The organism is Lysinibacillus sp. NPDC056232, assembly GCF_042267565.1.
GTDB lineage: Bacteria > Bacillota > Bacilli > Bacillales_A > Planococcaceae > Lysinibacillus.
This window is the reverse complement of sequence record NZ_JBHJTF010000004.1, coordinates 89,885-114,593: the sequence shown is the minus strand read 5'-3', so window position 1 is coordinate 114,593 and position 24,709 is coordinate 89,885. Positions and strand designations below refer to the sequence as shown.

20 protein-coding genes and 1 pseudogene are annotated in these 24,709 nt (G+C 35.3%); 7 read left to right on the top strand and 14 right to left on the bottom strand.

All coding sequences use genetic code 11. The annotated features are described in order from the left end of the window. Positions 1-47: 47 nt before the first annotated feature. The 5 genes from ACFCYJ_RS05050 to ACFCYJ_RS05030 form a co-directional block, all read right to left on the bottom strand. Positions 48-617, bottom strand: coding sequence for a manganese efflux pump (locus ACFCYJ_RS05050; RefSeq protein WP_376071490.1), 570 nt, complete (start codon positions 615-617; stop codon positions 48-50). A 192-nt stretch (positions 618-809) separates the two neighbouring features. Continuing rightward, the gene (locus ACFCYJ_RS05045; RefSeq protein WP_376071487.1) at positions 810-2,528 is read right to left on the bottom strand and encodes a methyl-accepting chemotaxis protein; all 1,719 of its coding nucleotides are present in this window, start codon (positions 2,526-2,528) and stop codon (positions 810-812) included. A gap of 591 nt (positions 2,529-3,119) precedes the next feature. Then, on the bottom strand, positions 3,120-4,118 hold the full coding sequence (locus ACFCYJ_RS05040) for an HD domain-containing phosphohydrolase (RefSeq protein ID WP_376071485.1): 999 nt from the start codon (positions 4,116-4,118) through the stop codon (positions 3,120-3,122). Positions 4,119-4,130: 12 nt separating this feature from the next. Next, entirely contained in the window at positions 4,131-5,432 is a 1,302-nt protein-coding gene (locus ACFCYJ_RS05035) for a protoglobin domain-containing protein (RefSeq protein WP_376071482.1), read from the bottom strand. A gap of 37 nt (positions 5,433-5,469) precedes the next feature. Beyond that, positions 5,470-6,963, bottom strand: coding sequence for a helix-turn-helix domain-containing protein (locus ACFCYJ_RS05030; RefSeq protein WP_376071479.1), 1,494 nt, complete (start codon positions 6,961-6,963; stop codon positions 5,470-5,472). A gap of 1,098 nt (positions 6,964-8,061) precedes the next feature. On the opposite strand from ACFCYJ_RS05030, the gene ACFCYJ_RS05025 reads away from it, so the two are divergent. Further along, complete coding sequence (locus ACFCYJ_RS05025; RefSeq protein ID WP_376071476.1) at positions 8,062-8,934, top strand: glycine betaine ABC transporter substrate-binding protein; 873 nt, start codon at positions 8,062-8,064, stop codon at positions 8,932-8,934. A gap of 72 nt (positions 8,935-9,006) precedes the next feature. Here ACFCYJ_RS05025 and ACFCYJ_RS05020 read toward each other — a convergent pair whose 3' ends face one another. The 3 genes from ACFCYJ_RS05020 to ACFCYJ_RS05010 form a co-directional block, all read right to left on the bottom strand. Further along, the gene (locus ACFCYJ_RS05020; protein WP_376071474.1) at positions 9,007-10,263 is read right to left on the bottom strand and encodes an MFS transporter; all 1,257 of its coding nucleotides are present in this window, start codon (positions 10,261-10,263) and stop codon (positions 9,007-9,009) included. 14 nt (positions 10,264-10,277) lie between these two features. Beyond that, entirely contained in the window at positions 10,278-11,258 is a 981-nt protein-coding gene (locus ACFCYJ_RS05015; RefSeq protein ID WP_376071471.1) for an aldo/keto reductase, read from the bottom strand. A 168-nt stretch (positions 11,259-11,426) separates the two neighbouring features. Beyond that, positions 11,427-11,801, bottom strand: coding sequence for a MerR family transcriptional regulator (locus ACFCYJ_RS05010; RefSeq protein WP_376071469.1), 375 nt, complete (start codon positions 11,799-11,801; stop codon positions 11,427-11,429). 93 nt (positions 11,802-11,894) lie between these two features. Between ACFCYJ_RS05010 and ACFCYJ_RS05005 the strand changes: the two genes are divergently transcribed. Beyond that, positions 11,895-13,061: an MFS transporter gene (locus ACFCYJ_RS05005; protein ID WP_376071467.1), complete on the top strand. Its 1,167-nt coding sequence runs from the start codon at positions 11,895-11,897 to the stop codon at positions 13,059-13,061. A gap of 305 nt (positions 13,062-13,366) precedes the next feature. Here ACFCYJ_RS05005 and ACFCYJ_RS05000 read toward each other — a convergent pair whose 3' ends face one another. The 5 genes and pseudogenes from ACFCYJ_RS05000 to ACFCYJ_RS04980 form a co-directional block, all read right to left on the bottom strand. Continuing rightward, entirely contained in the window at positions 13,367-14,131 is a 765-nt protein-coding gene (locus ACFCYJ_RS05000) for an SDR family oxidoreductase (protein WP_376071465.1), read from the bottom strand. A gap of 88 nt (positions 14,132-14,219) precedes the next feature. Next, a complete protein-coding gene (locus tag ACFCYJ_RS04995) occupies positions 14,220-14,408 on the bottom strand; it encodes a hypothetical protein (RefSeq protein WP_376071462.1) in 189 nt (62 codons plus the stop codon). Continuing rightward, positions 14,405-14,809 (bottom strand): annotated as a pseudogene (locus ACFCYJ_RS04990) (EamA family transporter); the annotation flags it as partial. The pseudogene ACFCYJ_RS04990 and the gene ACFCYJ_RS04995, both read right to left, overlap by 4 nt. A gap of 295 nt (positions 14,810-15,104) precedes the next feature. Beyond that, positions 15,105-15,722, bottom strand: a complete 618-nt coding sequence (locus ACFCYJ_RS04985; protein ID WP_376071460.1) for a thermonuclease family protein — start codon at positions 15,720-15,722, stop codon at positions 15,105-15,107. A 112-nt stretch (positions 15,723-15,834) separates the two neighbouring features. Beyond that, complete coding sequence (locus tag ACFCYJ_RS04980) at positions 15,835-17,574, bottom strand: ABC transporter ATP-binding protein (protein ID WP_376071457.1); 1,740 nt, start codon at positions 17,572-17,574, stop codon at positions 15,835-15,837. A 217-nt stretch (positions 17,575-17,791) separates the two neighbouring features. Here ACFCYJ_RS04980 and ACFCYJ_RS04975 point away from each other — a divergent pair, with 217 nt between their 5' ends. The 4 genes from ACFCYJ_RS04975 to ACFCYJ_RS04960 all read left to right on the top strand — a co-directional run bounded on the left by ACFCYJ_RS04975 (position 17,792) and on the right by ACFCYJ_RS04960 (position 22,886). Continuing rightward, positions 17,792-19,222: an ABC transporter permease gene (locus tag ACFCYJ_RS04975; protein ID WP_376071454.1), complete on the top strand. Its 1,431-nt coding sequence runs from the start codon at positions 17,792-17,794 to the stop codon at positions 19,220-19,222. Positions 19,223-19,236: 14 nt separating this feature from the next. Beyond that, complete coding sequence (locus ACFCYJ_RS04970; protein WP_376071451.1) at positions 19,237-20,733, top strand: ABC transporter permease; 1,497 nt, start codon at positions 19,237-19,239, stop codon at positions 20,731-20,733. 17 nt (positions 20,734-20,750) lie between these two features. After that, the gene (locus tag ACFCYJ_RS04965; protein WP_376071448.1) at positions 20,751-22,544 is read left to right on the top strand and encodes an ABC transporter substrate-binding protein; all 1,794 of its coding nucleotides are present in this window, start codon (positions 20,751-20,753) and stop codon (positions 22,542-22,544) included. A gap of 153 nt (positions 22,545-22,697) precedes the next feature. Next, entirely contained in the window at positions 22,698-22,886 is a 189-nt protein-coding gene (locus ACFCYJ_RS04960; protein ID WP_376071445.1) for a hypothetical protein, read from the top strand. 363 nt (positions 22,887-23,249) lie between these two features. On the opposite strand, the gene ACFCYJ_RS04955 is transcribed toward ACFCYJ_RS04960, so the two are convergent. Then, positions 23,250-23,831 (bottom strand): phosphatidylglycerophosphatase A family protein, encoded by a 582-nt coding sequence (locus tag ACFCYJ_RS04955; protein ID WP_376071443.1) that lies wholly within the window; start codon positions 23,829-23,831, stop codon positions 23,250-23,252. A gap of 112 nt (positions 23,832-23,943) precedes the next feature. On the opposite strand from ACFCYJ_RS04955, the gene ACFCYJ_RS04950 reads away from it, so the two are divergent. Further along, complete coding sequence (locus ACFCYJ_RS04950) at positions 23,944-24,663, top strand: alpha/beta hydrolase (RefSeq protein ID WP_376071440.1); 720 nt, start codon at positions 23,944-23,946, stop codon at positions 24,661-24,663. Positions 24,664-24,709 lie beyond the last annotated feature (46 nt).

Sequence of the window (24,709 nt, the reverse complement as noted above, 5' to 3'; positions counted from 1 at the left end):
AAAGGCACTCTTTCTATTCATTAATCTCAACGAGAAATCTAGTGTATTCAAGAAATTATTTCAATGATCCCAATAAGTATAAGTAGCCACCCTGAAATAGCAGTTGAGTATCTTCCAATAAAAGTCTTTGTCAGCAAACCGCCAAAATGAACACCAGCGCCTACTGTTATGAACGAAAAGACACCGATAGAAATAACTGTCCATATTGCAGAAATACCATTAGCTCCAAGTGCTATTCCTCCGGCTAAGCAGTTGGCTGATAAGACAAAGCCGAGCGTCATTGCTTCGCGAAATGAAATGATATAATTTTTATCCTCATCAAATACTTCAGGGTTTTCTAATATTCCTTGTTTAGAAAAGCGACTAGATAATAAAGTCCAAATCCCAATAACACAAAGCAAAAGACTTCCTATTAAATTTGCGAAATCTGGAGAGACAAAATTAATAACTACGCTCCCAGCTGTAACTGCAGCGTATGTGACGATCATTGAAATAAGGGCTATAACCGCATTGGATAATATGGGTATTTTTACTCGCTTAATACCATAAGCGAGACCAATTCCTAAATTATCTAAGTTGGCAGCTATCCCAATAAGAATGATGGCTATCCAATGCATTCCTTTCCTCCTCAATAACATAAAATCCACTCTCACATATGATATGAAGGGAAAAAATTTTTGTTCATCCATACTTTGAATGGAATTGCTTACGGAGGGAATGGGATTATCCGCGTTTCCTCAGCTATTACCCGCAGGATACTTAAGATTAACCGTTTTCAACGTCTTTTCCAGTGGGTAATATTTCCTATTCTATAGCTTGAAATTATTTAATTGTTGAGAAATCTCTTCGGCGATACTTGCAGTTTGAACAGATGACTCTGCTACATGCTGTATGGCGTGTAATGTTTCTGAAATACTATTTGCTATCCCATTTGAATGATCAGACGACTCTATCGCGACAGTAGATACATTTTCAATCGCTTTTTGTATTTCTAGCATAGAATACTTCATCGTTCCAACAAATGTTGTTACTTCAGTTATTAATGTATTAAAGTACATAGCATCTTCTTCATATTGAATTCCACTGTTTTGGAAAAGCTCATAATCAGGTGTTACTTTATCGTCTATAAAGTGTAATAGCTCTTGAGCATTAGTAGACACATTCTTAAATGCTTTTTCTACGTCACTTGTAACAATTTGTATTCTTTGAACGGTTTCAGATGATTGTTCGGCTAATTTTCGGACTTCGTCAGCAACAACAGCAAAACCTTTACCCTGTTCTCCTGCTCTGGCAGCCTCGATAGCTGCATTTAATGCTAACAAATTCGTTTGATCTGCAATATCTGCTATTGTGTCAGACATTACTTTTACTTCAGATACGATTTGTCCGGCTTGAATCGCTTCTAAAACTAGCTTTTGTTTGTCATCATATAGAGTACGAGCTGTACTAAATGCTTGAATAGCTGTTTCTTTAATATCAATTGCTCTCTCTTTTACTTTTTGTGAGAAATTAAGACTATATTCGGTTTTCTCATTTAATTTTTCCGTACTATCAAGCACTTCAATTGCAGTCGCGTTTAATTGCTCAGTTGTTGCACTTAGTGTAGTACTTCCCATAGCGACTTCCTTTGAGGTTGTATCAATTTCATTCATTGAAGCAGTAATTTCCTCAATAGTTGCACTTAAATTTTCACTTAAACTTCCCATTTGTGTTGAAGTACTATTCACATTAGAAACAAGTTCCTGAATATGCGTAACAGAATTGTTCAACCCTTCAGTAATTTTTCCAAGGTCATCAGGGTATATCACCTGGGCATGTTTAGTTAAATCACCATTTTCAACTCCAGATACAACATCTTTAATATTGGAGATCGCCTTTTTAACATATCTGCTTAAATAAATTAAAACACCTACGCTAAATATTAGAGCAATAACCATAATAATGATGTTTTGACTCAATGTTCTCTTATATGTTGCATTATTTTTTTCGTTGCTCATTTCAGCACTTTGGATATTTGTTGTTTCTAATTGCTCCATCAGATCATCTCTTTGCTTTTCTTTTTCAAATAGAGGTTCTAGTAATACATTAACATCCACTATATCTGCATCAGAGGTAACTTGTTGAAAATTGGATTCTAATATATCTTCATAACTTTGATTTACCTGTTCCAAATCCTTAAGTAATTTTCTTTCTTCGCTATCCATTTTTACTTTCGTTAAATCTGTAAAAGCAAGGCTAATTTCTTCTTCAATAGCTGCTATTTCTTCATAATATTGAATTTTCTCATTCATATCTTGCGAATGAAAGAAAATTTTGAACTTTAAATTAGTTATTTTTTGCTGATTAGTTGAAATGTTACTTAATAAATAGACAGAAGTTAAATTTTCATGGTATAAAGACGTCGCATTATCATTCGTTTTTTTAACACCCATTATCCCAGTAAGCCCTATAATGACAAGTACAATCAGCATAACAGTATTAAATATCCCGAATTTTCCGACCAAAGATGCGTTTTTATAAAAATTCATTTATCTCTCCACCTTAAATACATTTAATTTATTGATAATAAAATTGGTTCATCGCCATAATCTAGGGTTGATTTCCGTTCCGACTGGGTGCTTTCCTGAGGGCGTCGGGCCAACACAAATGTTTTTTGCGCGAAAGCGTAGTGCAACTTAGCGAGAGTACCAACAACAACAACACGAGGGCTTTATCACAGGACGTGATGCTTTTAGCCTTCCCCCGCCCGCTTTGCTTCAGGGTCTCGGGCCAACAGATGTTTTTTGCGCGAAAGCGTAGTGCAACGTAGCGAGAGCACCAACAACAACACGAGGGCTTTATCACAGGACGTGATGCTTTTAGCCTTCCCCCGCCTGCTTCGTTTCAGGGTCTCGGGCCAACAGATGTTTTTTGCGCGAAAGCGAAGCGGCAGCAAAAGGTTTTCATCTGTGACGCTAATCCCCAAGGAGTCGCCCAGTCGTAACGAAGATCAGCTTTTACATAGTAGATGTTTTAACAAAAGTCATCCACAACTTTCGATAACGAACCTTACTTTTAACATAATTAAATAATTATGGAAATCAGACGTTGTATTTCCCCTATAACTCAGCGTGTTGAACTTAAAGAAAAATACTATCTTTCTGAATAACTTTTTCGATAAACACTTCAACTAAATGAGGGTCAAACTTTATAGCCTTCTGTTCTTTTAAATAAGAAAGAGCTTCTTCCCTTGTCCAAGCTTTTTTATAAGCTCTATTACTAACTAAAGCGTCGTAAACATCTACTATAGATATCACTCTCGCTTCAAAAGGAATTTCTTCTCCTTTTAACCCCATTGGATATCCTGTTCCATCCCAGTTCTCATGATGATATTTAATAATATTTTCCGCTATTTTTTTGTCATCAAAAATTTTATTATTCATTTCATTAGATAGCTTGTTCAATACATCTATCCCCATAAGAGGATGCATCTTAATAATTTTTTTTTCATAGACTGTTAGCGGCCCAGTTTTATACAGGATTGATTCTGGTATTCCCGATTTTCCAATGTCATGTAAAACACTGTATTCTATAATTTTACTAACATACTCTAACGATAAATTATAAGTTCTATCTTCAAAGAGGCTTAGCAACAATTCCTCCACTAAATTTTGCACATTCAAAAGATGTTCTGCTATATTTGCATCACGCATTTCACTTGATAGCGCTAACAACTGAAATAGCTCCTTGTGCTCTATTTTCTTCTGATTCACTTCATCTATCAATAGTTGTTCTGCTAAGCGCATGACTCCTACATAATAAATAATTCCTTTTATTTCAATTGGCGTAATCGTTATAAATGAGTATCTTAGCTCTAATGATTTGTTGACATGAACCATTGTCCCAGACCATGGCTGTCCTTTTTTTAATGTACTTTTTAATGATTTGTACATAACAAATGGCGTTACACTCGATTTTAAACTCTCTACTGGTATTCCAATAAGAAATTCTCTTTTATAGCCGGTGATCGCTTCGTATTGTTGATTAACATCGATTATTAATTGATTTTCATCAACGATGACAACAGCATCACCTAATTTTAAATAGTATGTTAATTCTTTCGGTATTTTTTTATACATATAGAAGACCCCTTATCCATTGTTTAATTCATTAGCAAAACTAGCAAGTCGGTCAGCCGAGAATGCAACTTCTTCAAATGCTTTACCTAATTCATTGACAACGTTAGCAAAAACATTAATCTCTTCTTGTGAATGTTCGTTATTTTCTTGTGTTTCTTTCATAGATTGTAAAATTTGCTCAAAACATATGTCTGTTTGTTTCATAATTTGTTCCCCGTCTTGAACAGATTGATTAATTAAGTCAAGTGAAGCTGATAATTTTTCTACCCTAGTTACAGTAGATAAAATTAAATGAGCTACATTTAAGACTGATTTTTTCGTTACTTCTGATAATTTTTTAACTTCGTCTGCAACAACTGCAAATCCTTTCCCATGCTCGCCGGCCCTTGCTGCTTCAATTGCTGCGTTTAAAGATAATAAATTAGTTTGATCTGCTATTTTCGTTACAATATCAATAATGCCTTGAACTTCCTTCGTTATCTTTAACAATTCTTCTATATCATTGGAAATTATTTGAACAGCCTCATGAACATTCTTCATATTACTATCCTGTCTACTTATTTGAAATTTCCCATTTTCAGCTCTCTCCTCTGCTAGAGCAGATAACTCCCTTCCATCATTCGCAATTTCCACCATTTCTGTGCAATGAATATGTAATTCATGAAATGCTGCGTTAGTTTGCTCCGAAATTGATGCTAAATTTTCAGTTGAATTCACAACTTGAATTTTAGTCTGTTCCGCCTGTTCGTCTAACTTTGTTTTAATTCTACTGATCTCTTTATCGTATTCTTCAAGAACGACTTGTTGCTCTAAATTAAATAGTTTTGAAAGTGCTTTTACACTAGAATAATAAAGTTCTTTTTCAGAAATATTCTTTTCGATTATCTCGATAATCGCTATAAACAAATTTTGAAAAGCACATAAATACCATTTTGTCTGTAGACCAATTTTCACATGTATTTGTGCTATTCTGGCCCTTTTCAAAAAATATTTATCATCAATTATTCCTGAAAACATTTCTAAAATATGCGATTTTAAAGTCTTCTTCAAAGCATCTACCGAACTATTATTATTAATAAGTGTTAGTAGAGATTCTTCCAAACTGAGATTCTTGTAAAAAAGATCCACAATATCATCGATTTTTTCTTCTACAAATGGCTGTAAGTTTTTAATTATTTGTAGCTCTTCTATTGAAAAATGAAGCATTGTTATTTGTTTCTCTATTTCACTGCCATTTTGAATATCCATTTTTATAGTACGATCCAGTAATATAATGCTGTTTTCTATCTCTTTCTCTTTACTTTTCCAAAACATGAATCAACCTCCACCTCAAAATATCAATTAATTTTCTTTACACTTCACTTAGTAAAGTTTTCAATACTAACTTATTTGGCTGTTGATACTTAGTAAAATAGATTTCTTGTAGTCTTTTTGATAACCTTTCATAATCGCTTCTTGAAGGAACTGAATTCCATACAAATATATCTTCGATGTCTTTTTTAATATTTAAGTATAAGCGATCCGTTATAATTAACTCTGCCTCTTCATCTTTAGAACATAACTCAACATGGATAAAAACACGTTGTATTTGACTGAAAAGATAGGGAGCATCATTTATCATTGAAAATATTTTTATTTTAATAGTATCTCTATTAACAAAATCAATTGTTTGTTTTAATAATTTATGATATCGGCCAATTAATATTTCTCTGCGTTCAAATACGATGGCGAAGGCCTGATTTTCCATTAGACGATCATAAAATTGATTCATGATTTCTATTTGAGCCGTTTCATGCATTTCTAATCTCTTTTGATAAAGATCTTCTTTAAATAAAGTAGCTGGACCAGAAAAAGTTAACATAAAATAATGAAGATGCAGTAAATTTATAAAGAGTGCCCCATATTCTTCTACATCTAAAGTAACTGAAAAATGCTCGATGAACACTTCTATCCAATATAGAGTTGCTTGTACAAATAATTCCTGATTATGATGCTGTGCAAAGTTCATCAATAAACTAACCGTATTATCTGTTTTATGATAACGACGCATACAACTAATGATAGAAAATAAAAACATAGTTTCTAATTCAATTTCTTCATCTGATAAATCAGTAAATTGTCTAAATATATGCTTTATTTTTTTCGATAATTGCTCATAGTTATGATGATGTTTCGTAAAGTTTGCATACATTGGATGATATTCGATTAGGCAACCTAATTTTGCGCGTGATAAGCAAACGGCCAGCCAATATAAAATTTGTTCGGAATAGATTATGTCTACTTCCTTCATTAATTCTAGTATTTCTTCTCTTGAAACTAGAGTAAATGGCCACTCTTCTCCCCAACACGAATTCCAGTAGAACAAGAAATAAAAATAACGAAATTGCTTTTCTGTCCCTTCAAGACTGACTTTTTCATAAGATGTATACTTCAATTGAAACTGATCTAACAAAGGCTTAACTTTTTTTATTCTTCGATACATGGATGCGACGCTTGTGAAATTTTCCAAAATAAATACATTAACATCATAAAATTCATTGTAAAAAATCTCATTAAAAGCTTTATAGGTTAATGATTTTTGTAAATAATATCTTTCAACAGTCTTCATAGAAAAATTATCTTTATAATTTAATTGAAAATACTTATGTTCTTCTTTTTGGATAACAGCAGATTCAGTAATAAACTCTAAATCAATTGCTATCTCATCTATTATTTTCAAGATTGTTCTTTCAGACAGATCCATCATTTCGGATAACTCTAAACTTGAAAATAGCCTCTGTTCATTATAAATATGATGTAAAATATTCACCTTTTGCAAAGGTAATCGATCCAAAAAATTATACATAAAAACACCTCAATGTCTTCCACTAGTAAACCCTAGCTGTGTCATATAAATTAACCATTTATTTGAAATTAGATAAGCTTATTTAATTCTTATCAATACATTCTATTCCCGTTTTTTACGACACTAAACATGAGAAAGCATTATTTCAATACTTTATAACTACTCTAGATACTTAAAGCTGCCAATAAAACAGATGTTACTGATTATTTCACTTCCATTAAATACTCTTTTAAACAACAAATGTTGCTTATTTTCGTCAAATTCACTCATTTTAGACAATCGTGAAAAAAGCCTCTTGTTTTCAAGGTTAGTTACACTATATCAGGCATTTTCAAACAAACAAAATCACTTTTTGTTCGTTTTTGAACATATTTTGATAATTCTAAAATTCATTATTTTTAGGGGTTAAATTCTATTTTTGCATCTTCATACAAGCTCATCTACCGGATTCCATCATAAGAGGGTGTTTCTCAACGCTTTTCCCTGAAATTTTACTAGCGAAAACTCCTCAAGCTTTTACAAAGCTAAGTGTAGACTAGAACGTCCTAGGCACTTTCGAAGTGAGCTAAACAAATAGCTCTTGAATAGGCAAAAGGCTTTCATCCGTTCGTATTAAAATAGAAAAAGAGATGTATCAAATTACGATACATCCCCCTTCCTGGTAAGACTTATAAAGCAAGCGCTCTATACATGAACGCCGTAAATTGTACGCGTGTTAAATTTTCATTTACTACAAAGATCTTCTTAAACATATAACTTTATTTTAAACTCGGCATCGAAACTATAGCATTATCGATAAAATTGTTAAAATCAATATTTGTTAATTTTCGAACATATTTTGATAATCTTTTTTGTTGCAAATTTATATTCATTCAAAATTACCCAAGTCCTGTGGCATTACCGAACTGACCGACATCGTGTTGGCCCTCATGCGCCTAAGCACAAAGCCCATTCCGGACGTAATTATGCCTAGGCACAATTGACATAATCACCCTATTTAAGTCGATTTGACAAAAGTAACAACCTTTTGATAACTTTAAGTTGTTACTTGTTAATTTTTAGATACATATCATTCTATAATAAAGAAAGGGAGATCTTATGAGATTCAGTAAATTAATGAAGATAGGATTGGCTTTAGCAGTCATGTTAGTATTAACTGCTTGTGGCTCAGATGGTGAAGACACGAAAAATGAAGACAAAAATGAAGTGAACTTAGCCTATGTTGAGTGGGATACTGAAATTGCTTCTACAAACGTAGTAGGACAAGTGCTAAAAGATTTAGGATATAATGTAACACTAACACCACTAGATAACGGAATTATGTGGGAGGCTCTTGCCAAAGGAGAGGTCGATGGCATGGTGTCAGCTTGGCTACCACAAACACATGCCCCACAAGTTACGAAGTACAAGGATAAAATAGACGATTTAGGTGAAAACCTAGCAGGCGCAAAAATCGGCTTAGTTGTCCCTAGTTATATGGATGTAAATTCTATCGAAGATTTAACGGATGAAGCTGGTAAAACGATCACTGGCATTGATCCAGGAGCAAATATGACAGCAACTACAGAAAATGCTTATAAAGAATATAAAAACCTAGAAGGCTGGAATGTAGTTACCTCATCTGCAGGCGCAATGACAGCAGCCCTTACTCAAGCCATTGCGAAAAATGAAGAAATCATCGTGACAGGTTGGTCTCCACACTGGAAATTCACCGCTTTTGATTTAAAATATTTAGACGATCCTAAAGGTATATACGGAGCCGAAGAATATATTGGTACATTTGCACGTAAAGGATTGAAAGAAGATAATCCGGGAGCGTATAGTGTTCTTAAAAACTTCCACTGGACGCCAGAAGATATTGAGAGTGTTATGTTTGATATTATGAAAGGCGCTGATCCTAAAGAGGCAGCAAAAACATGGATCAAAGACAACGAGGATAAAGTTACAGAGTGGACTAAAGATGTAAAATAATGCACGCTACACGTAACTAAGGAAAAAGATCCATTCACTGAGCAATCAGTAAATGGATCTTTTTCTGTTATGTTAATATCTCCGGATGGAAATGACCCTCTTAAGTAAAGATACATAGGATTCTTGTCTAAACAAATGAAATTTTAAAATTAAACTATTTACTAAAAAGAGAAGACCAGCAAAAAAAATAACCCCTTTTATGTGAATTATTCCACTTAAATATCCACCAAGTAAAGGACCAATCAGATTTCCTAAAAATAGAGCACTATGATAATAACCGAATGTTAAACTTTCCATTTTTTCAGGTGCATTTTTTCGTATTAAACTTATTACCGATGGGAGAAGACCACCTATAAATATCCCCATTAAGAACCTAGCGAGCAGCAATAGCCATATAGAAGAAACCAATGCTTGGGAAACATAACAAATAAAATTCCCTAACAAAGAAATTAACAAAATAATTTCAGGACCCACTTGATCTGCTTTCCTTCCTAAAATGGGAGAAAAGATTGTAATAGAGAAACCCGAGATTGAAACCGCTAAACCTACCATCGTTGTTAAAAAGACATCATTATTCCACATACTTTCTACATATGTGGCCAAAAATGGTGAAGTACTCATCGTTGAAAACTGAATAAGAAATCCAACCATAAACAAAATTCCAATTAGAGGTTCTTTCATAATTTCCCGCAGTTCAGAGAAGAAATGCATACGTCTTCTCTTAGGCGTCGGAACTTTCAATGTACTTGGTTCAGGCTTATTAACTTCTGTTAAAAAGAATACAATAAGTGCCCCTGATATCAGTAACATAGCACTAGATACATAAAGGATTTTATAAAATCCTATCCACTGTCCCAAAACTCCACCTATTAATGGTCCGAAAATATTCCCGGTGTAAGCACCTGATTGGGCTATACCGAGTGCATAACCTATTTTTTCTTTAGGCGTATTCATTGTGATGAATGGAGAAGATGCAGGGATAAAACCACCAAAAATCCCTAAGATAAAACGTAGAATTAATAAGTGCCAAGCTGTTGTGCTATAGGTCATTAAAAATGTGGCAAATGCCATTCCAATTGCTGAACGGACTAGAATAGTTTTCCTACTCGTTTGATCTGCAATCTTTCCCCATATCGGCTGAAAAAGAAAAGCCGATAAAAAAGTAGCTCCAAAAATCATCCCTGTCCAAAGCTGAATATCAGTTTGAGAGTGAACACCTAAATCACTTTTAAGATAAACTGGAATAAAAGGTATTATTAAGCTAAATGCAGACATGACTAAAAATTGTGCAATGCTCAAAATATACGTATTCTTTTTCCAAACTTCCAATTATATACCTTCTCTCACTGATTTAATAGTTTCATAGAATGTACAGGATATCTATCACCAGCTGCTGAACCTACAGGTATAGCTTTATCTATGAAATCCTTTATATCATTTGGCAATTCAAAGTCTATTGCAGCAATATTTTCTTGTAAGTAGGACCTCCTTTTTGTCCCTGGTATAGGGATGATATCTAATCCATTAGACATTAACCATGCTAATGCTAGTTGTGCAGGACTAATATTCAGTTGGTTTGCTATCTCTTCTAGCTGTCGAATCAAAGCAAGGTTTTGATTGAAGTTGCCTCCCTGAAATCGAGGTGCGTTCCTTCTAAAATCGTTGTCTACAAATTTATCGACCGCCTTAATTTTCCCAGATAAAAACCCTCGTCCCAGAGGACTATATGGTACAACAGCGATATTTAGTTTACGGCAAAGGGGCAATATTTCCTCTTCAATATCTCTAGTCCATATTGAATACTCTGTTTGTAATCCAGCTATAGGATGTACTTTTTGTGCTCGTTTTATCGTTTGAGAAGATACTTCCGAAAGCCCAATATGTCGTACTTTACCTTCTTCTACTAATTCTTTCATAGCACCAACTGTCTCTTCTATGGGAACGCTGGGATCTACACGGTGTAGATAATATAGATCGATGTAGTCAGTATTTAACCGTCTTAAACTTGCTTCACAGGCCTTTTTTACATATTCCGGTCTGCCGTTAACTTTAATTACCTTCCCACTCTCATCTCTTACAAAAGCAAATTTGGTAGCTATATTTATCTGTTGTCTGACATTTTTTAATGCTTGACCGACTAATTCTTCGTTTTTCCCCACTCCATATTGATCAGCTGTATCAAAAAAGTTAACACCGAGTTCTAAGGCGTAATGCAATGTAGCAATCGATTCCTCATCATTTTGAGTTCCATAGTATTCTGACATGCCCATGCATCCTAATCCTAAGGATGAAACACTTAAATCTCCAATAGATCGATATTTCATTTTTTTCTCCTCCAATCTTTCTTCAGCATGAAATTATATCGATTAGAGTGCACTCTAAGGCAAATGTATTTTTTTCCATTTTTCATAAAAAAAAGACCTTTTAGAAAGGTCTCTATCAATTATGCCTCGGCATAATTGCGTCCGTAGGCTTTAACTTATTTAATTGGATTACTTAACTTTTTCCTCCAAATTTTTATAGTAGTCAATTTTTTCATTAACCTTAATTAAACTATTTTCTAATTGCTTAATTTGGTTAAAAACGTTCTCTTGATGAGCTTCTAATAGTTCTCGTCTTTCAGTAACGGTAGAATCACCTTGACGTCTTAGGTCTGCAAATTTTTTCATATCTCTTACAGGCATTTCTGTGTTACGTAACATAATGAGAAAGTCTATACATAAAATATCGCTCTTTGAGTATTTACGATATCCATTTTCATCTCTTTCAATCTCACATAAAAGACCAATATTTTCATAGTAGCGTAGAGTGTAAGAACTAAGACCAGTGATTGAGGATATATCCTGAATAGTTAATAATTTTTCCATATTTTTATTATAACACACTTGCTTTATAGTGCACTCTAAGGAGTATCTTTGATTCTAGATTCATTTTTTAATAGTTTTTAGGAGGAATTTTTAATGAATATAGGGATTTTTGTTTTAGCACTTGCCACATTTGTTGCTGGTACAGTGGAGTTGGTGATCGCTGGGATAATCAACATGATTGCAGAAGATTTACATGTTTCTGTAGGAGCAGTCGGTCAGTTAGTTTCAGTTTTTTCATTGGTTTTTGCCTTTGGGGCTCCAGTACTTATTGCTTTAACTTCTAAAGTAGAAAAACGTAAATTACTGCTTATAGCAATGTTAACTTTTCTAGGAGGTAATATTTTATCTATAGTTAGTCCGAATTTCACAACCTTATTAATAGCCAGAATTATTCTTGCAGCTAGTTGCTCTATCGTAGTTGTCACTTCCGTAACAATGGCTGCCAAAACTGTTGCAACGGAATTAAGAGGAAGAGCTATTGGATTAATTTTCATGGGTTTAAGCGCATCATTAGTGTTAGGTGTACCACTAGGAACTATTATCGGTGAAAATTTTGGTTGGAGGATGACATTTGTATTAGTTTCAGTCTTAAGTATTGTTTCTATGGTAGGAATCATTAAGTTTTTACCTAAGGTTCCACCACAACCAGCCGTTCCTTTACTTAAGCAAATAGCCACATTAAAAAGTAAAAAAATCGCATCAATCCAGCTCATATCAGTTTTGGAGCTAACTGGTCATTTCATAGTTTATACTTATTTCACGCTTTTTCTTAAAACAACAATGGACTTATCAACAAATATGATTAGTATGGTCTTACTTGTTTTTGGTATAGCTGGAATAACAGGTGGTTGGATTGGTGGCTGGGCATCCGATAAATTTGGCGGAGCAAAAACTATACTCACATTTCTTATACTTTTTGCAGTTTCCTTGTTCCTATTACCTTATTCTACAGGATCAATGATCAGTTTATTGATCGTTGTCGTACTATACGGTGTGATGGTTTGGGCTCTTAGTCCAGCTGTACAAAATTATCTAGCTGAGTCTGCTCCCGATTCCTCAGATATCCAATTAGGTTTAAATACTTCATTTTTACATCTTGGAGTAGCTTTAGGTTCTGGTTTGGGTGGTTTACTTGTAGACTACTATTCTGTAACTATCAACACGTGGGTAGCTGGTATTATGGTAGTTTTAGCATTAATCTCTGCTATTTATTCGCTAACGATAAACCGTAGAGAAAATTCTTCAATTCAGGGGCTATAACTAAAAGGATAGGGGACGCCCACATGCCCATCAAGCTAAGATTTTAAAGTACCCCCTAAATGGAAATTTTGTGTTTTTATAGTACCGAAGTTTATTTTTATCGTTTTGGGGAACAACAGATTTTTTAACTTGCTAGCAATGCGGCAGGACCCCTATTTACAATAACAAACGAATTAAAGGAAAATAAAAAGGAATGAACCCTGTCCAATACAGAGTTCATTCCTCAGTAACTGCTTAAAATATGTGTCTAACTTTTTGGGGTCACTTCATTTGAAGATCCTTATAAATTCGTTATCTTACAGGTTCTATAGATGAGATCCGCCACTTGCATCGAGCAATTGACCAGTTACCCAACGACTGTCTGAGGAAGCGAGAAAGGCGGCAATATCTGCCACATCCTCGGGTTCTCCCCATCTGTTGAAGATTGAAAGACCAGCCGCATATTTTTGTCCATCAAGGTTTTCCAAAGTCTCAGCATTCATCTCTGTATTAATAATTCCAGGCTGGATGGCGTTTACCGTAATATTACGGCTCCCTAGTTGTTTGGCTAGAAGACGCGTAAATGTGTCGATAGCACCTTTGGACATACTGTACGTGAAGACACTTGGAGAAGCTGTACGTGTCACAAAAGATGAAATATTAATAATGCGTCCTCCATCTTTTAAACGTGGCAAAGCTTGTTGAGTAACAAAAAGTGGTGCTTTGACATTAATCTTCATTACCTCGTCAAATGATTCTTCCGTCGTCTCTTCTAAACTGATAATTTGACCAATTCCAGCATTGTTGACAAGAATATCGAATCCGTCACCGCCCATATATTCCCGAATAGTATCATCCAAAGTAGTAAATAAATCTTGAATGCCATCTAGAGTACTAAGGTCAGCACCAATCGCGCAAGCATTTCCTCCGCTTTGCTCGATCTGGTGAACAACTGCTTCTGCCTCATTACGTCTTTTCCCGTAATGAACTACGACAAAGGCTCCCTCTTGTGCCAGACGCAATGCAATACTGCGGCCAATTCCTCGACTTGATCCTGTAACTAAAGCTATTTTGCCTGCTAACTTACTCATGCTTCCATCTCCTTGTTCAAACATAGTTATATTACATAGATAGTTATATCATGGAACATTATTTGAAATGTTGCTCTCCTATTCGGTTTCAAGGGGGCGATTGCTTCAGATAACTTAGTTCATCTCTTGGTTGCCAGCATTGCTTATATAAATCTTGAATACGTTTTTGACGATGTGCATCATATTGTTTAAATGCTTGTTCAACATAGTTATTTCTTTTAATACATTTTGCCAAAATATTTACATCTTTAATTGCTTGGTAAGCGTCTTGCCTCATAGAGGCACGGTTGCTCCTTCTACCCCTATATGCGATGGTCTTCTATTAACAAAAGCAATGCTAATAAATATAAGAAGTAATCCTACTAATAGATTCATAGTGACTTTCTCATGTAAAAACATAATACTCACTATATTTGAAATAACCGGAATCATAAATGTATAAGCTCCTACTTTACTTGCTTCTCCAGAGCCAATCAATATAAAATAAATTAGCCATCCGAAAGCTATAACAAATATTACAATGAATAGTAGATTGCAAATTAATGTGGTATTCCAAATGATATTTGACCAACTTTCCATGATAGAACCTGACCCAATTAAGAATAGCCCACCTATTATAAGTTGAAGTGAAACCGTCCAAAATGAATCTACTACACCACTTGTTTTCTTCATAAACAGATACAGCGAAAAAGCTTTTTTAACTGTTGCTTTCGAATAAAGTTTAATAATTTATAAAAGGGTTAACTACTCAGCCACCCCATGAAAATACCAGATAGCTAGAGAAATCTACTAAAAAAACGTGTTAATTTTTTCATACTGCTTATAATGTTCTTTGTAGAACTTGCGTGGTAAGTAAATTTTGATGAAGTAAAAGGAATCCATTTATTTACTATTATATATTTTGAATAAAGAAAGGACTGTCTCAAAAAGCATTTTTCATTGCCTTTTGGGACAGTCCCTTGTTTGTTAACCTTTATTTTAATACTTCCGGATGGAAACCATCTTTTTGGAAGTAATTTTGGTGTGACCAAATATTTAATTTTTCTTTTTCTGCATCTTGCTGGATTTCTCTAAATTCATCCTCAAACGTATTGTTTGGCTTATGGATAAAACGCACTGCTGCAAGTCCTTCTTTTAATAATGATTCCTGTAACATTACATCATCAATAAAGACATAGGCTAATAAGCGATCGTAGTTATCTGTTTCTGGTCCAACATCGTAAACCGCTTCAACCTTTTTGGCGTGTTCTAACAATTTAATTGTATAGTCCTTTGCCTCTTCAGCATAAGGCTGCGCTTCACCTTTGTTATAATTCATCTCTGGTGTATCTACCATCAATAGGCGAATTTTTTGTTTCTTGCCATTTATTGTCGCCTGAATTGTATCACCATCATATGCTTTAATATACTCTACATCAAAGCGTTTATTTCCTGTTTTTTCTTCAACCTGTTCAATAGAAATAGTACTATCTTGGTTAGTCGATGTTGTATCCTTTTCTTGGGCTGGTGATCTGCCGAAAATCATATACAATGCAACAGCAAGAATGATTGTACCACTCGTAATTAACGTTTTTATATCTTGCATTTTCATGTAGTAGGTCCCTCACAACTTCATCTTTATTACATTTTAAGGAAGCTTCTAAAAGAATCCTTAAAAGTTTCACGATGTTTCTATTGTAGAATATCAGGCTACTACATTCAAGTTATGTAGCTGCAATTGCTACCCAATGGTTTGGAGAAACTTCAACAAGCTGACTATTTTCTATCTCATAGTCTATTTGTATGTCCTTATTTTCGGTATCTCTATATTTTTTCTTTTCTATCGTAGGATCTGGAATTGGTATTGCGTGTAATAAAGCTTTTGTATACGGATGCTGTGGATTGGCGTACAGCTCCTCACTTTCTGCAAGCTCTACAATCTGCCCACCATACATGACAGCCACACGATCGCTAATATGCTTAACCATAGACAAATCATGAGCAATAAATAAGTATGTCAATCCAAGGCGCTGCTGTAAATCCTTTAACAAGTCGACAATCTGCTTTTGAATAGAAACATCAAGTGCTGAAAGTGGTTCATCACAAACAATAAAATTCGGCTCCACTGCTAAAGCTCTTGCGATGCCAATACGTTGTCGTTGCCCACCTGAAAATTCATGTGGATATCGCATGGCATGTTCTTTGTTTAAGCCCACAAGTTCAAGTAATTCCTCCACACGCTGTTGACGTTCTTCATTCGATTTAACGAGTTTATGAATATCTAGAGCTTCCCCAATAATATCTACTATTTTTTTCCGAGGATTCAACGAGGAATATGGGTCTTGGAAAATAATTTGCATATGACGACGCATAGCTTTAAGCTGCTTTTTCGTTAGTCTAGTCATTGGTACACCTTGATATAAGACTTCTCCATTCGTAGGCTGATGAAGCTGTAAAATTGTTCGACCTGTCGTAGATTTTCCTGAGCCTGATTCACCTACTAAACCTAACGTTTCTCCTGGGTATATATGGAACGATAAATCATTGACAGCCTTTACCGTTCGACCATGACCTAATGCGAATTCCTTTGAAAGATGTGCCACTTCGATTAATGGTTTATTTTTATCTATTTCAAGCTGTACATTCGTAACTGGCTTAGGCTGCTTTTTCTCATGGAGCTTTGGTAAAGCATTCAATAGTTTTTTAGTATAAGGATGTTGAGCATTTTTAAAAATTTCCTCTGTCGTACCTTGCTCAACGATCTCTCCTTCCTTCATCACAATAATTCGATCGCACATGCCAGCAACGACACCTAAATCATGAGTAATTAATATGATTGAGGTGCCCATCTTTTTTTGCATATCTCGCATTAATTTTAAGATTTGCGCTTGGATGGTTACATCAAGGGCTGTAGTCGGTTCATCCGCAATTAGTAAAGATGGACGACAAGCAAGTGCCATAGCAATCATAACACGTTGGCGCATTCCCCCTGAAAACTCATGCGGATATTGTTTATATCGTTCTTCTGCATTTCGAATACCTACAAGCTTTAATAACTCTATTGTTTGCTTATAAGCCTCAGCTTTAGACATGGACTGATGCTTTATTAAACTTTCAGCCACTTGTTCTCCAATACGAATAGTTGGATTTGTCGATGTCATTGGATCTTGAAAAATCATACTGATATCTTGTCCACGGATTGCCTCCATTTGTTTTTCGCCCAATGAAGTAAGCTCTTGTCCTTTAAACAAAATATTCCCTGACTTTAGATATGAAGGCGGTGATGGCAATAGGCGCATAATTGAACGAGCCGTTACACTTTTCCCACTACCTGACTCTCCTACAATTCCGAGTGTTTCACCTTTATTTACATGAAAATCAACGCCTTTAACGGCTTCAAACTCTGTCTCTCCCGTAATAAAAGATACACGAAGATCGCTTATTTCTAGAAGCTTTTCACTCATTCAATCCATCCTTTTGTAAATTTTGTGATTGACTTAATTACTAGTATAACCCATACTTTACAATACCAATAGGAATTATACAATATAATAATACTGAATCTTTCACCCTACTATTTGTTCAATAGGACCTTACAAAAAATGAGTCAGCTAAGCGTGTGTTGATGTTGTTTTGTCCACCTTTAAAATCTATTATTTTACTTACGTCTGGAGGAAATGCATGGTTATTTCAAAAGCTCGTTCTACAACTAAGGAACATGTATTCTTTTTTTCAGCTTATCAAAAGCTCATGCACCATAAATCATACAATGCGCTACTCTTTCTTTTCAGTATTTTAGTACACCCATTTACATACTTATTTTATCGGAAAAGAAAATATTCACACCAATACCGCCAAGCTTTTGAGCAACGAAGTCAGTACTACAAAGAAAAGGGTTTGTTCACACAATGGCAAGTTACATTTGCTGAACAAGAATTAGCCAAAGCTAAATTCTTTCAAGAATGTGTGTCAGAAAAACAATTACAGGAAACTGCTTCGAAATTAGCAGAAGCAAAAATTCAGCAGTTAGTAGAGCAAGATTTATTGAAGGATGATTTAGAAGATCCATCCTATTTACAATTTTTTAGTCAACAACTTAAAAATAAAAACTTTGTGGCCCTTACTTTTTTACCGGCTGTTTTATTTTATGTAGCCCTTCTATTGTTTGCGAATCCATTTCTGCGATTTGCCATTGAACGAATACTACAAAGTTTCATTGTTATTGTAGGTGTCGCAACACTAGTGTTTACAATTTTGTATTTGTCACCTTTCGATCCAGCAAGAAACTTACTTGGTGTTACGGCAACGCCTGAGCAAATAACTAACTTTAATCATATTCATGGTTTGGATCAGCCCTATTTATCTCAGTTATGGAATTCATTATCTGGTCTCTTCACATTTGATTTAGGTACTTCTTTTGCAGGGAAAGAAAATATTACAAATAGCATTGTAAACAAATTTCCTGTCACACTTGAAATAGCTATCCTATCACTATTAATGGCTATCGCTATTGCTATTCCAGTCGGCATTATATCCGCTGTTCGTCCAAATTCATATTTGGATTATACATTTATGTTCATCGCCTTGATTGGCTTATCCATTCCAAGCTTTTGGCAAGGATTGATATTTATTTTAACGTTTGCCTTAAAGCTACAATGGTTCCCAGCTACATTTAATCCTCAAAACTGGCTATCTTTAATAATGCCTGTCATTGTCTTAGGAACATCCATTACGGCTTCCATTGCCCGTATGACCAGATCCAGTATGCTTGAGGTGATACATGAAGATTACATTATTACAGCTAGAGCTAAAGGCTTGAATGAATTTAAAGTGATTTCAAAGCATGCTATTCGCAATGCCATGATTCCGATTATTACGGTGATTGGACTTCTCTTTGGTGGAATGTTAGGTGGGGCATCTGTTACAGAAAAGGTTTTCAATATTAATGGTATCGGTAGTTATATTGTTGACAAGCAGTTTATTCCGGACATTCCAGCTATCCTTGGTGGGGTCGTCTATATTGCGATCACAATTTCGATTGTTAATTTATTCATCGATATTTTGTATGCCTTTTTCGATCCACGTATTCGCTCGAAAATGAAGAAGTCTTAAAGGGGGGATCACCAATGAAAAACAGCTTACATGTCAAACTACTTTTGAAGATTACACAGGAATATGTCAATTCACATTTTACATTTGTCTTTTCCTTACTGTTTTCTTTATTATTTCTAGCCTATAGCTATAATTTTTCTACTCAAAGTTGGCGACCAATTGTCTTCATTTTTTTCTTAATTTATGCGATTACGACAGCTTATGTTGGTTTCCTAACTTTACGAATTAAACAAGATTTAGCAAGCTATAATGACATACAAAAAAGCACTCGATTACTTGGGTATCCTCTATTATTGACAATCGTCTCTGGCAATATTTTTTCTACATCTTTTGCTTTTTTGCTTGTATCAAAAAGTAAGACAGCCGAATATACTTTTGCTGCTTATGCATTGATCACTCAGCTTTTTATTATCGGTATTTCAGCACTGAACTTATTTAAACCGTATGTTACAGATACGTTTTTACTAGCAATGGGTCTTTTCTTACTCCTTGCAATCTTTTATATCGTGATGTTAATTCTATGTACTAAATTTGTGACTTCCAAGGCTGCACCGAAATGGATGCTGTTACCTGGCATTTTGCTCCTTTTTGCCTCTTTGACTGGCAATCTATTTGCAACATTGCTAGGGTATAGCCTTATTCAAAAAGCTCGAAAGGCGAATCCATCTACCATTGAAAAATGGCAAAGAATTTGGGAGAAGATTTTACGCAATACGATGTCCGTTTTCGGGTTATTTTTCATCGTATTTATGTTTTCTTTATCCGTGACAAGCTCTTGGACATTTGACTATGACTTCGCTATTGAAAATAACTATGGAGCATTGTTACAAACTCCTACGCTAGAATATCCACTAGGCACCGATAATTACGGGCGTGATTTATTTTCTCGTATTGTTTTCGGTGCACAAATATCGCTTATTGTCGGACTTTTTTCAACCATTATACCTGCATTAATCGGCGGAACACTTGGTGCATTTTCTGGTTATTATGGGAAAGCGACTGACAATATAATCATGCGTAGTCTTGATATTTTATATGCCATTCCTGGAATTTTACTAGCTATTGCCATTATCGCAGCGTTTGGTGCCAATACCATGAATTTAATCATCGCACTAAGTGTTGGCGCAATTCCAACGTATGCTCGTACGATGCGCGCTAATGTCATGCAGCTCTCTAATTTCGAATTCGTGGAATCAGCCAGAGCATTAGGAGCATCTGATGCTGCAATCATTTTTAAGCATATTGTTCCTAACTCGTTAGCACCGATGATTGTCAAAGCAACATTAACCATTGGTGGTGCTGTGATTTCAACAAGTAGTTTAAGTTTTTTAGGGCTCGGCATTGAGCCACACATTCCTGAATGGGGCAATATTCTAAAAGTTGGTAGTACGTACCTGGAAACACATTCCTATGTCGCTATTTTCCCAGGTCTTTGTATTATGCTTCTCGTTCTTTCTTTTAACTTTTTAGGTGATGGGTTACGAGATGCTTTAGATCCAAAATCAAATTAATAAATGGAGGTTCTTACATGAAAAGATTACTTGTCTTCTTATTCATAGCAGTATTAGCATTAGCAGGCTGTGTACAAACAAAAACTGAAGTAGAAGGTAGTAAAGATTCAAAAGGTAAAGGTAAAAAAACAATTGAAGTATTAGGCATGGCCGCTTCTGAGGAAGATATGAATATTGTTCGTGATCAACTAGTTAAAAATGGCTTTGATGTTAAATTAAATATTCAACCTGATTATGGTTCATATTCAGCACAAAAAGATGCTGGCAATTATGATTTAGCGCTTTCGAGCTGGACAACAGTAACAGGAAACCCTGATTATGCTGTGCGTGGTTTATTTAAAACGGGCGGAGACTATAGTATTGTATCTGACTCAAAATTAGATGCTCTCATCGAAGAAGCAAGTACATTATCAGGTGATGAAGCCACTGCAAAATATAAAGAATTAGAACAGCTCCTAGTATTCGATCAAGCATATATTGCGCCGTTATATATTTCAAATAAATATCAAGGAATTTACTCTGAATTAGTAAACCCAAAAACTGTACATCTACCAAAATCCCGTGCGCAAGTATGGGAAAGTATAGAATTTAATGATTCATCTAAAAATGCAACTGAACCGTTGATTTTACATCAAACAATAGATTCGTTAACATCTCTTGATCCTATTAAAGGGAATGACGGTTCTATTAATACATTAAATACAAATATGTATGTACGACTTGTAAACTTAACAGATACAGATGAAGTCGTTTCTAATGGTTCATTATCTTATGATCATGCTATTGCTGAAGGTAACCAAGAATATTATTTCATTTTACGTGATGATATTAACTTCGCTGCTGTAAAAGATGGTGCTGCTGTTGATACAGGTGAATTGGTTTCAGCAGAAGACGTTGTATTCTCATTAAATCGTGCAAAAAATCCAAAATCAGTGCCAGATCATCGCACATATAGTCTTCATGAAAATATCGAAACAGTCGAAATCGTTTCGGACTTAGCTGAATTACAAAAGAAAAAAATTGCAGGCTCTGACCAGTCTGTATTAGATGCATTATCTCAAAACCTCCCTGCTTCTGTAACGCAATTAGCAAAAGACAAAGGGACTGTTAATAATGCAGCTGGAGCATACCAGGTTGTTAAAATTACAACACCAACACCATTCCCACAAGTATTAAATTATTTAGCACACCAATCTGGTGGTATCGTATCTGAAAAACAAGTAACAAGCATTAACACATATGATGTAGCAAGCTATAATCCAGATAAGGATATCGCCTATGGTGATCAAGCTACAGTAACGGAAGGCACAGCAACATACAACAACCATCTTTATGCAAGTGGCCCTTACATTCTTGTGAAGAAAAATGATTATGAAGCACAATTTGTGAAAAATCCGGCTTACCGTGTAGGTAGTGAATATGAACCGAAGATCGCAAAAATTAATGTTCGTTTTATCGCTGATATCGATAGTGCTTTATCCGCATTACGAAATGGTGAAATCCATGTTCTCCAGACAGTACCAGAAACAAAGCTAGACATTGTAAAATCAGATACTAAACTAACGTTAAACACTGCTGATAGTAATGCAGTATCCTATCTACAAATGAATACATCTGGTCGCGCTGTGTCAGATTCAGTAGACCTACGAAAAGCAATTCTTTACTCTATTAATCAAAATGAATTCATTAGCTACTATCAAGGCAATAAAAAACCTGCTGTATCCACTCTTTCACCACTAGTTAATACAGGGTTAAAGCTTGAAGCAGACAGTAAAAAAGTAAAAGAATATTTAAAAGCCTATAACGATTAATTATTAAAATTCAGTGTGTGAGTATACAAAACAATCGGCTAAGCATACTAAAAAGCAGAACCTCCTCATATTATTGAGGAGGTTCTGTTTAGCTTTTCGGCAAAACGAGAGGTTGATTTCCGTTCCGACTGAGCGCTTTCCTGGGGGCGTCCGATGAGCCGCTTCACTCGCGCTGCTCGCTCCAGGGTCTCGGGCCAACACGATGTTGGTCACGAAGGCGTTATCACAGGACGTGATGGTTTTAGCCTTCGTTCCCCTACCGCTGATCCCCGAGGAGTCGCTCAGTCTCCACTCCAATCAACTACTTTTACACAGCATGTCTCTTCAGGCATGTCACTTTAATTTATAGTGAAAACGTGTGCGAAAGCAAAGCGGCAACATTAGCGGAGAAAGCGGCTCGACGCTCCAAAATGCCGATAATCGCTGATAACATCGAGAAAATACAAATTTATTTTTCAACACTTAAAAAACAGAGCCTTCACATACTTAAAGAAGGCTCTGTTATCTATAGTGATACTCTGATCAATTATGCCTCGGCATAATTGCGTCTGGAATCGGCTTTGTGCTTAGGCCTGCTGGATGCAGGTCAGTTAGCCGTTATCGTATGGATGCGATGATTTTGGGCTAACATCCTTTAAGAACTCCTTTCCGATTCCGTGACATCCGCCGGAGGCTTTAACTTCTTTCAGCGGGTGCTGAAAGAAGTTAAATCTCATTATGTGATTTTGGTTTTGGTCCTAGATCTTCGGGCTCAATATCTGCAAAGGTCTCGCCCTCTTCTTCCAAATCACGCATACGATGCGCAATACGTGATGCGGCAGAAGCAGCGATACTGCCAACTAAATCATCTAAAAACGTATTTACATGATGTCCCGGTTCTGTATCCAACTTCTTAATAATACCGATTTTTTGCTTATCTAAGTGACCAAAAGTTGTTACCGCTATGCTACCATATGTAAAAACAGATCCAAGTGCGATTGTTTCATCCACACCAAATAAACCCTCATCAGATTCTATGATTTGCTGTAACGGTGCCGATAATAACTTTTTCTCTGCAAGTTCATCTAATTCAATCCCTACTAATAAAGCATGTTGAACTTCACGCTTACGTAATACACGCTCAACAGAATGAACACAGTGGTCTAATGTTAAACCTTCATTATAGGATTTTTGCATTTCATAAACGATTTCAGCAATATCCCCTAGCGATACACCACGACGAATGAGTGCAGCTTGGGCTGCCTTCGCTACTTCATCAGAGTGTATGCGAGTTCTTTTATCATGCATAACTATCCCTCACTTCGATTTGATTGCTAGAATAGTGCTAGCCCAACCTATTATACCTTTACTTTGGCTATATGGTACAATTTCGTTACAAACATGAGAAGGAGTGTCATCATTGGATAAGGGAACTGTACAAGATTTAAAGTTCTATAGTGAAGCATTACAGGAGGAATTACTGCTCTATATTTATGTTCCTGCAAATTATTCTCCACTATATAAATATAATATTTTAATTGCATCAGACGGCAAAGATTATTTCCAGCTTGGAGGTATTACAAAACTTGCTGATGAACTTATCGATGACTATGAAATCGAAAATTTAATCATTGCATTCGTTCCTTATAAGGACATTAAGGATCGACGTCATAAATATATTCCAAGTGGAGAGCAACATGAAGCATATCTTCGTTTTTTAGCACATGAGCTTGTGCCCTATTTAGACGCTGAATATGCAACCTATCAAATGGGAATGAGTCGTGGGGTCATTGGTGACTCGATGGCTGCAACCGCTTCCTTAATGGCTGCAATAAAATATCCAAGTATTTTTGGCAAGGTTATTTTACAATCACCGTATGTTGATGAAGATGTTCTGCAAGCTGTAGAAAATTTTAAAGATCCAGGCGCAATCTCCATTTACCATATTGTTGGAAAAGAAGAAGATAAAGTTGTCACGATGGATAAAACCATTAAAGATTTTTTAACACCAAATCGTCAGCTGCATAATCTCATGTTAAACAAAGGATTTTCTATATTCTATGAAGAATTTAATGGCAATCATACATGGAAATATTGGAAACCTGATCTACGTCGCGCATTAATTGAAAATTTCAATTAATATGGACGAATCAAATTACGAAATCGGAAATTTCTGTTATACTTAA

Bases quoted from the DNA above. Each gene is read 5' to 3' on its own strand.
- ACFCYJ_RS05050 (WP_376071490.1), bottom strand. From the start codon at position 617: ATGCATTGGATAGCCATCATTCTTATTGGGATAGCTGCCAACTTAGAT.
- ACFCYJ_RS05045 (WP_376071487.1), bottom strand. From the start codon at position 2,528: ATGAATTTTTATAAAAACGCATCTTTGGTCGGAAAATTCGGGATATTT.
- ACFCYJ_RS05040 (WP_376071485.1), bottom strand. From the start codon at position 4,118: ATGTATAAAAAAATACCGAAAGAATTAACATACTATTTAAAATTAGGT.
- ACFCYJ_RS05035 (WP_376071482.1), bottom strand. From the start codon at position 5,432: ATGTTTTGGAAAAGTAAAGAGAAAGAGATAGAAAACAGCATTATATTA.
- ACFCYJ_RS05030 (WP_376071479.1), bottom strand. From the start codon at position 6,963: ATGTATAATTTTTTGGATCGATTACCTTTGCAAAAGGTGAATATTTTA.
- ACFCYJ_RS05025 (WP_376071476.1), top strand. From the start codon at position 8,062: ATGAGATTCAGTAAATTAATGAAGATAGGATTGGCTTTAGCAGTCATG.
- ACFCYJ_RS05015 (WP_376071471.1), bottom strand. From the start codon at position 11,258: ATGAAATATCGATCTATTGGAGATTTAAGTGTTTCATCCTTAGGATTA.
- ACFCYJ_RS05010 (WP_376071469.1), bottom strand. From the start codon at position 11,801: ATGGAAAAATTATTAACTATTCAGGATATATCCTCAATCACTGGTCTT.
- ACFCYJ_RS05005 (WP_376071467.1), top strand. From the start codon at position 11,895: ATGAATATAGGGATTTTTGTTTTAGCACTTGCCACATTTGTTGCTGGT.
- ACFCYJ_RS05000 (WP_376071465.1), bottom strand. From the start codon at position 14,131: ATGAGTAAGTTAGCAGGCAAAATAGCTTTAGTTACAGGATCAAGTCGA.
- ACFCYJ_RS04995 (WP_376071462.1), bottom strand. From the start codon at position 14,408: ATGAGGCAAGACGCTTACCAAGCAATTAAAGATGTAAATATTTTGGCA.
- ACFCYJ_RS04985 (WP_376071460.1), bottom strand. From the start codon at position 15,722: ATGAAAATGCAAGATATAAAAACGTTAATTACGAGTGGTACAATCATT.
- ACFCYJ_RS04980 (WP_376071457.1), bottom strand. From the start codon at position 17,574: ATGAGTGAAAAGCTTCTAGAAATAAGCGATCTTCGTGTATCTTTTATT.
- ACFCYJ_RS04975 (WP_376071454.1), top strand. From the start codon at position 17,792: ATGGTTATTTCAAAAGCTCGTTCTACAACTAAGGAACATGTATTCTTT.
- ACFCYJ_RS04970 (WP_376071451.1), top strand. From the start codon at position 19,237: ATGAAAAACAGCTTACATGTCAAACTACTTTTGAAGATTACACAGGAA.
- ACFCYJ_RS04965 (WP_376071448.1), top strand. From the start codon at position 20,751: ATGAAAAGATTACTTGTCTTCTTATTCATAGCAGTATTAGCATTAGCA.
- ACFCYJ_RS04960 (WP_376071445.1), top strand. From the start codon at position 22,698: ATGAGCCGCTTCACTCGCGCTGCTCGCTCCAGGGTCTCGGGCCAACAC.
- ACFCYJ_RS04955 (WP_376071443.1), bottom strand. From the start codon at position 23,831: ATGCATGATAAAAGAACTCGCATACACTCTGATGAAGTAGCGAAGGCA.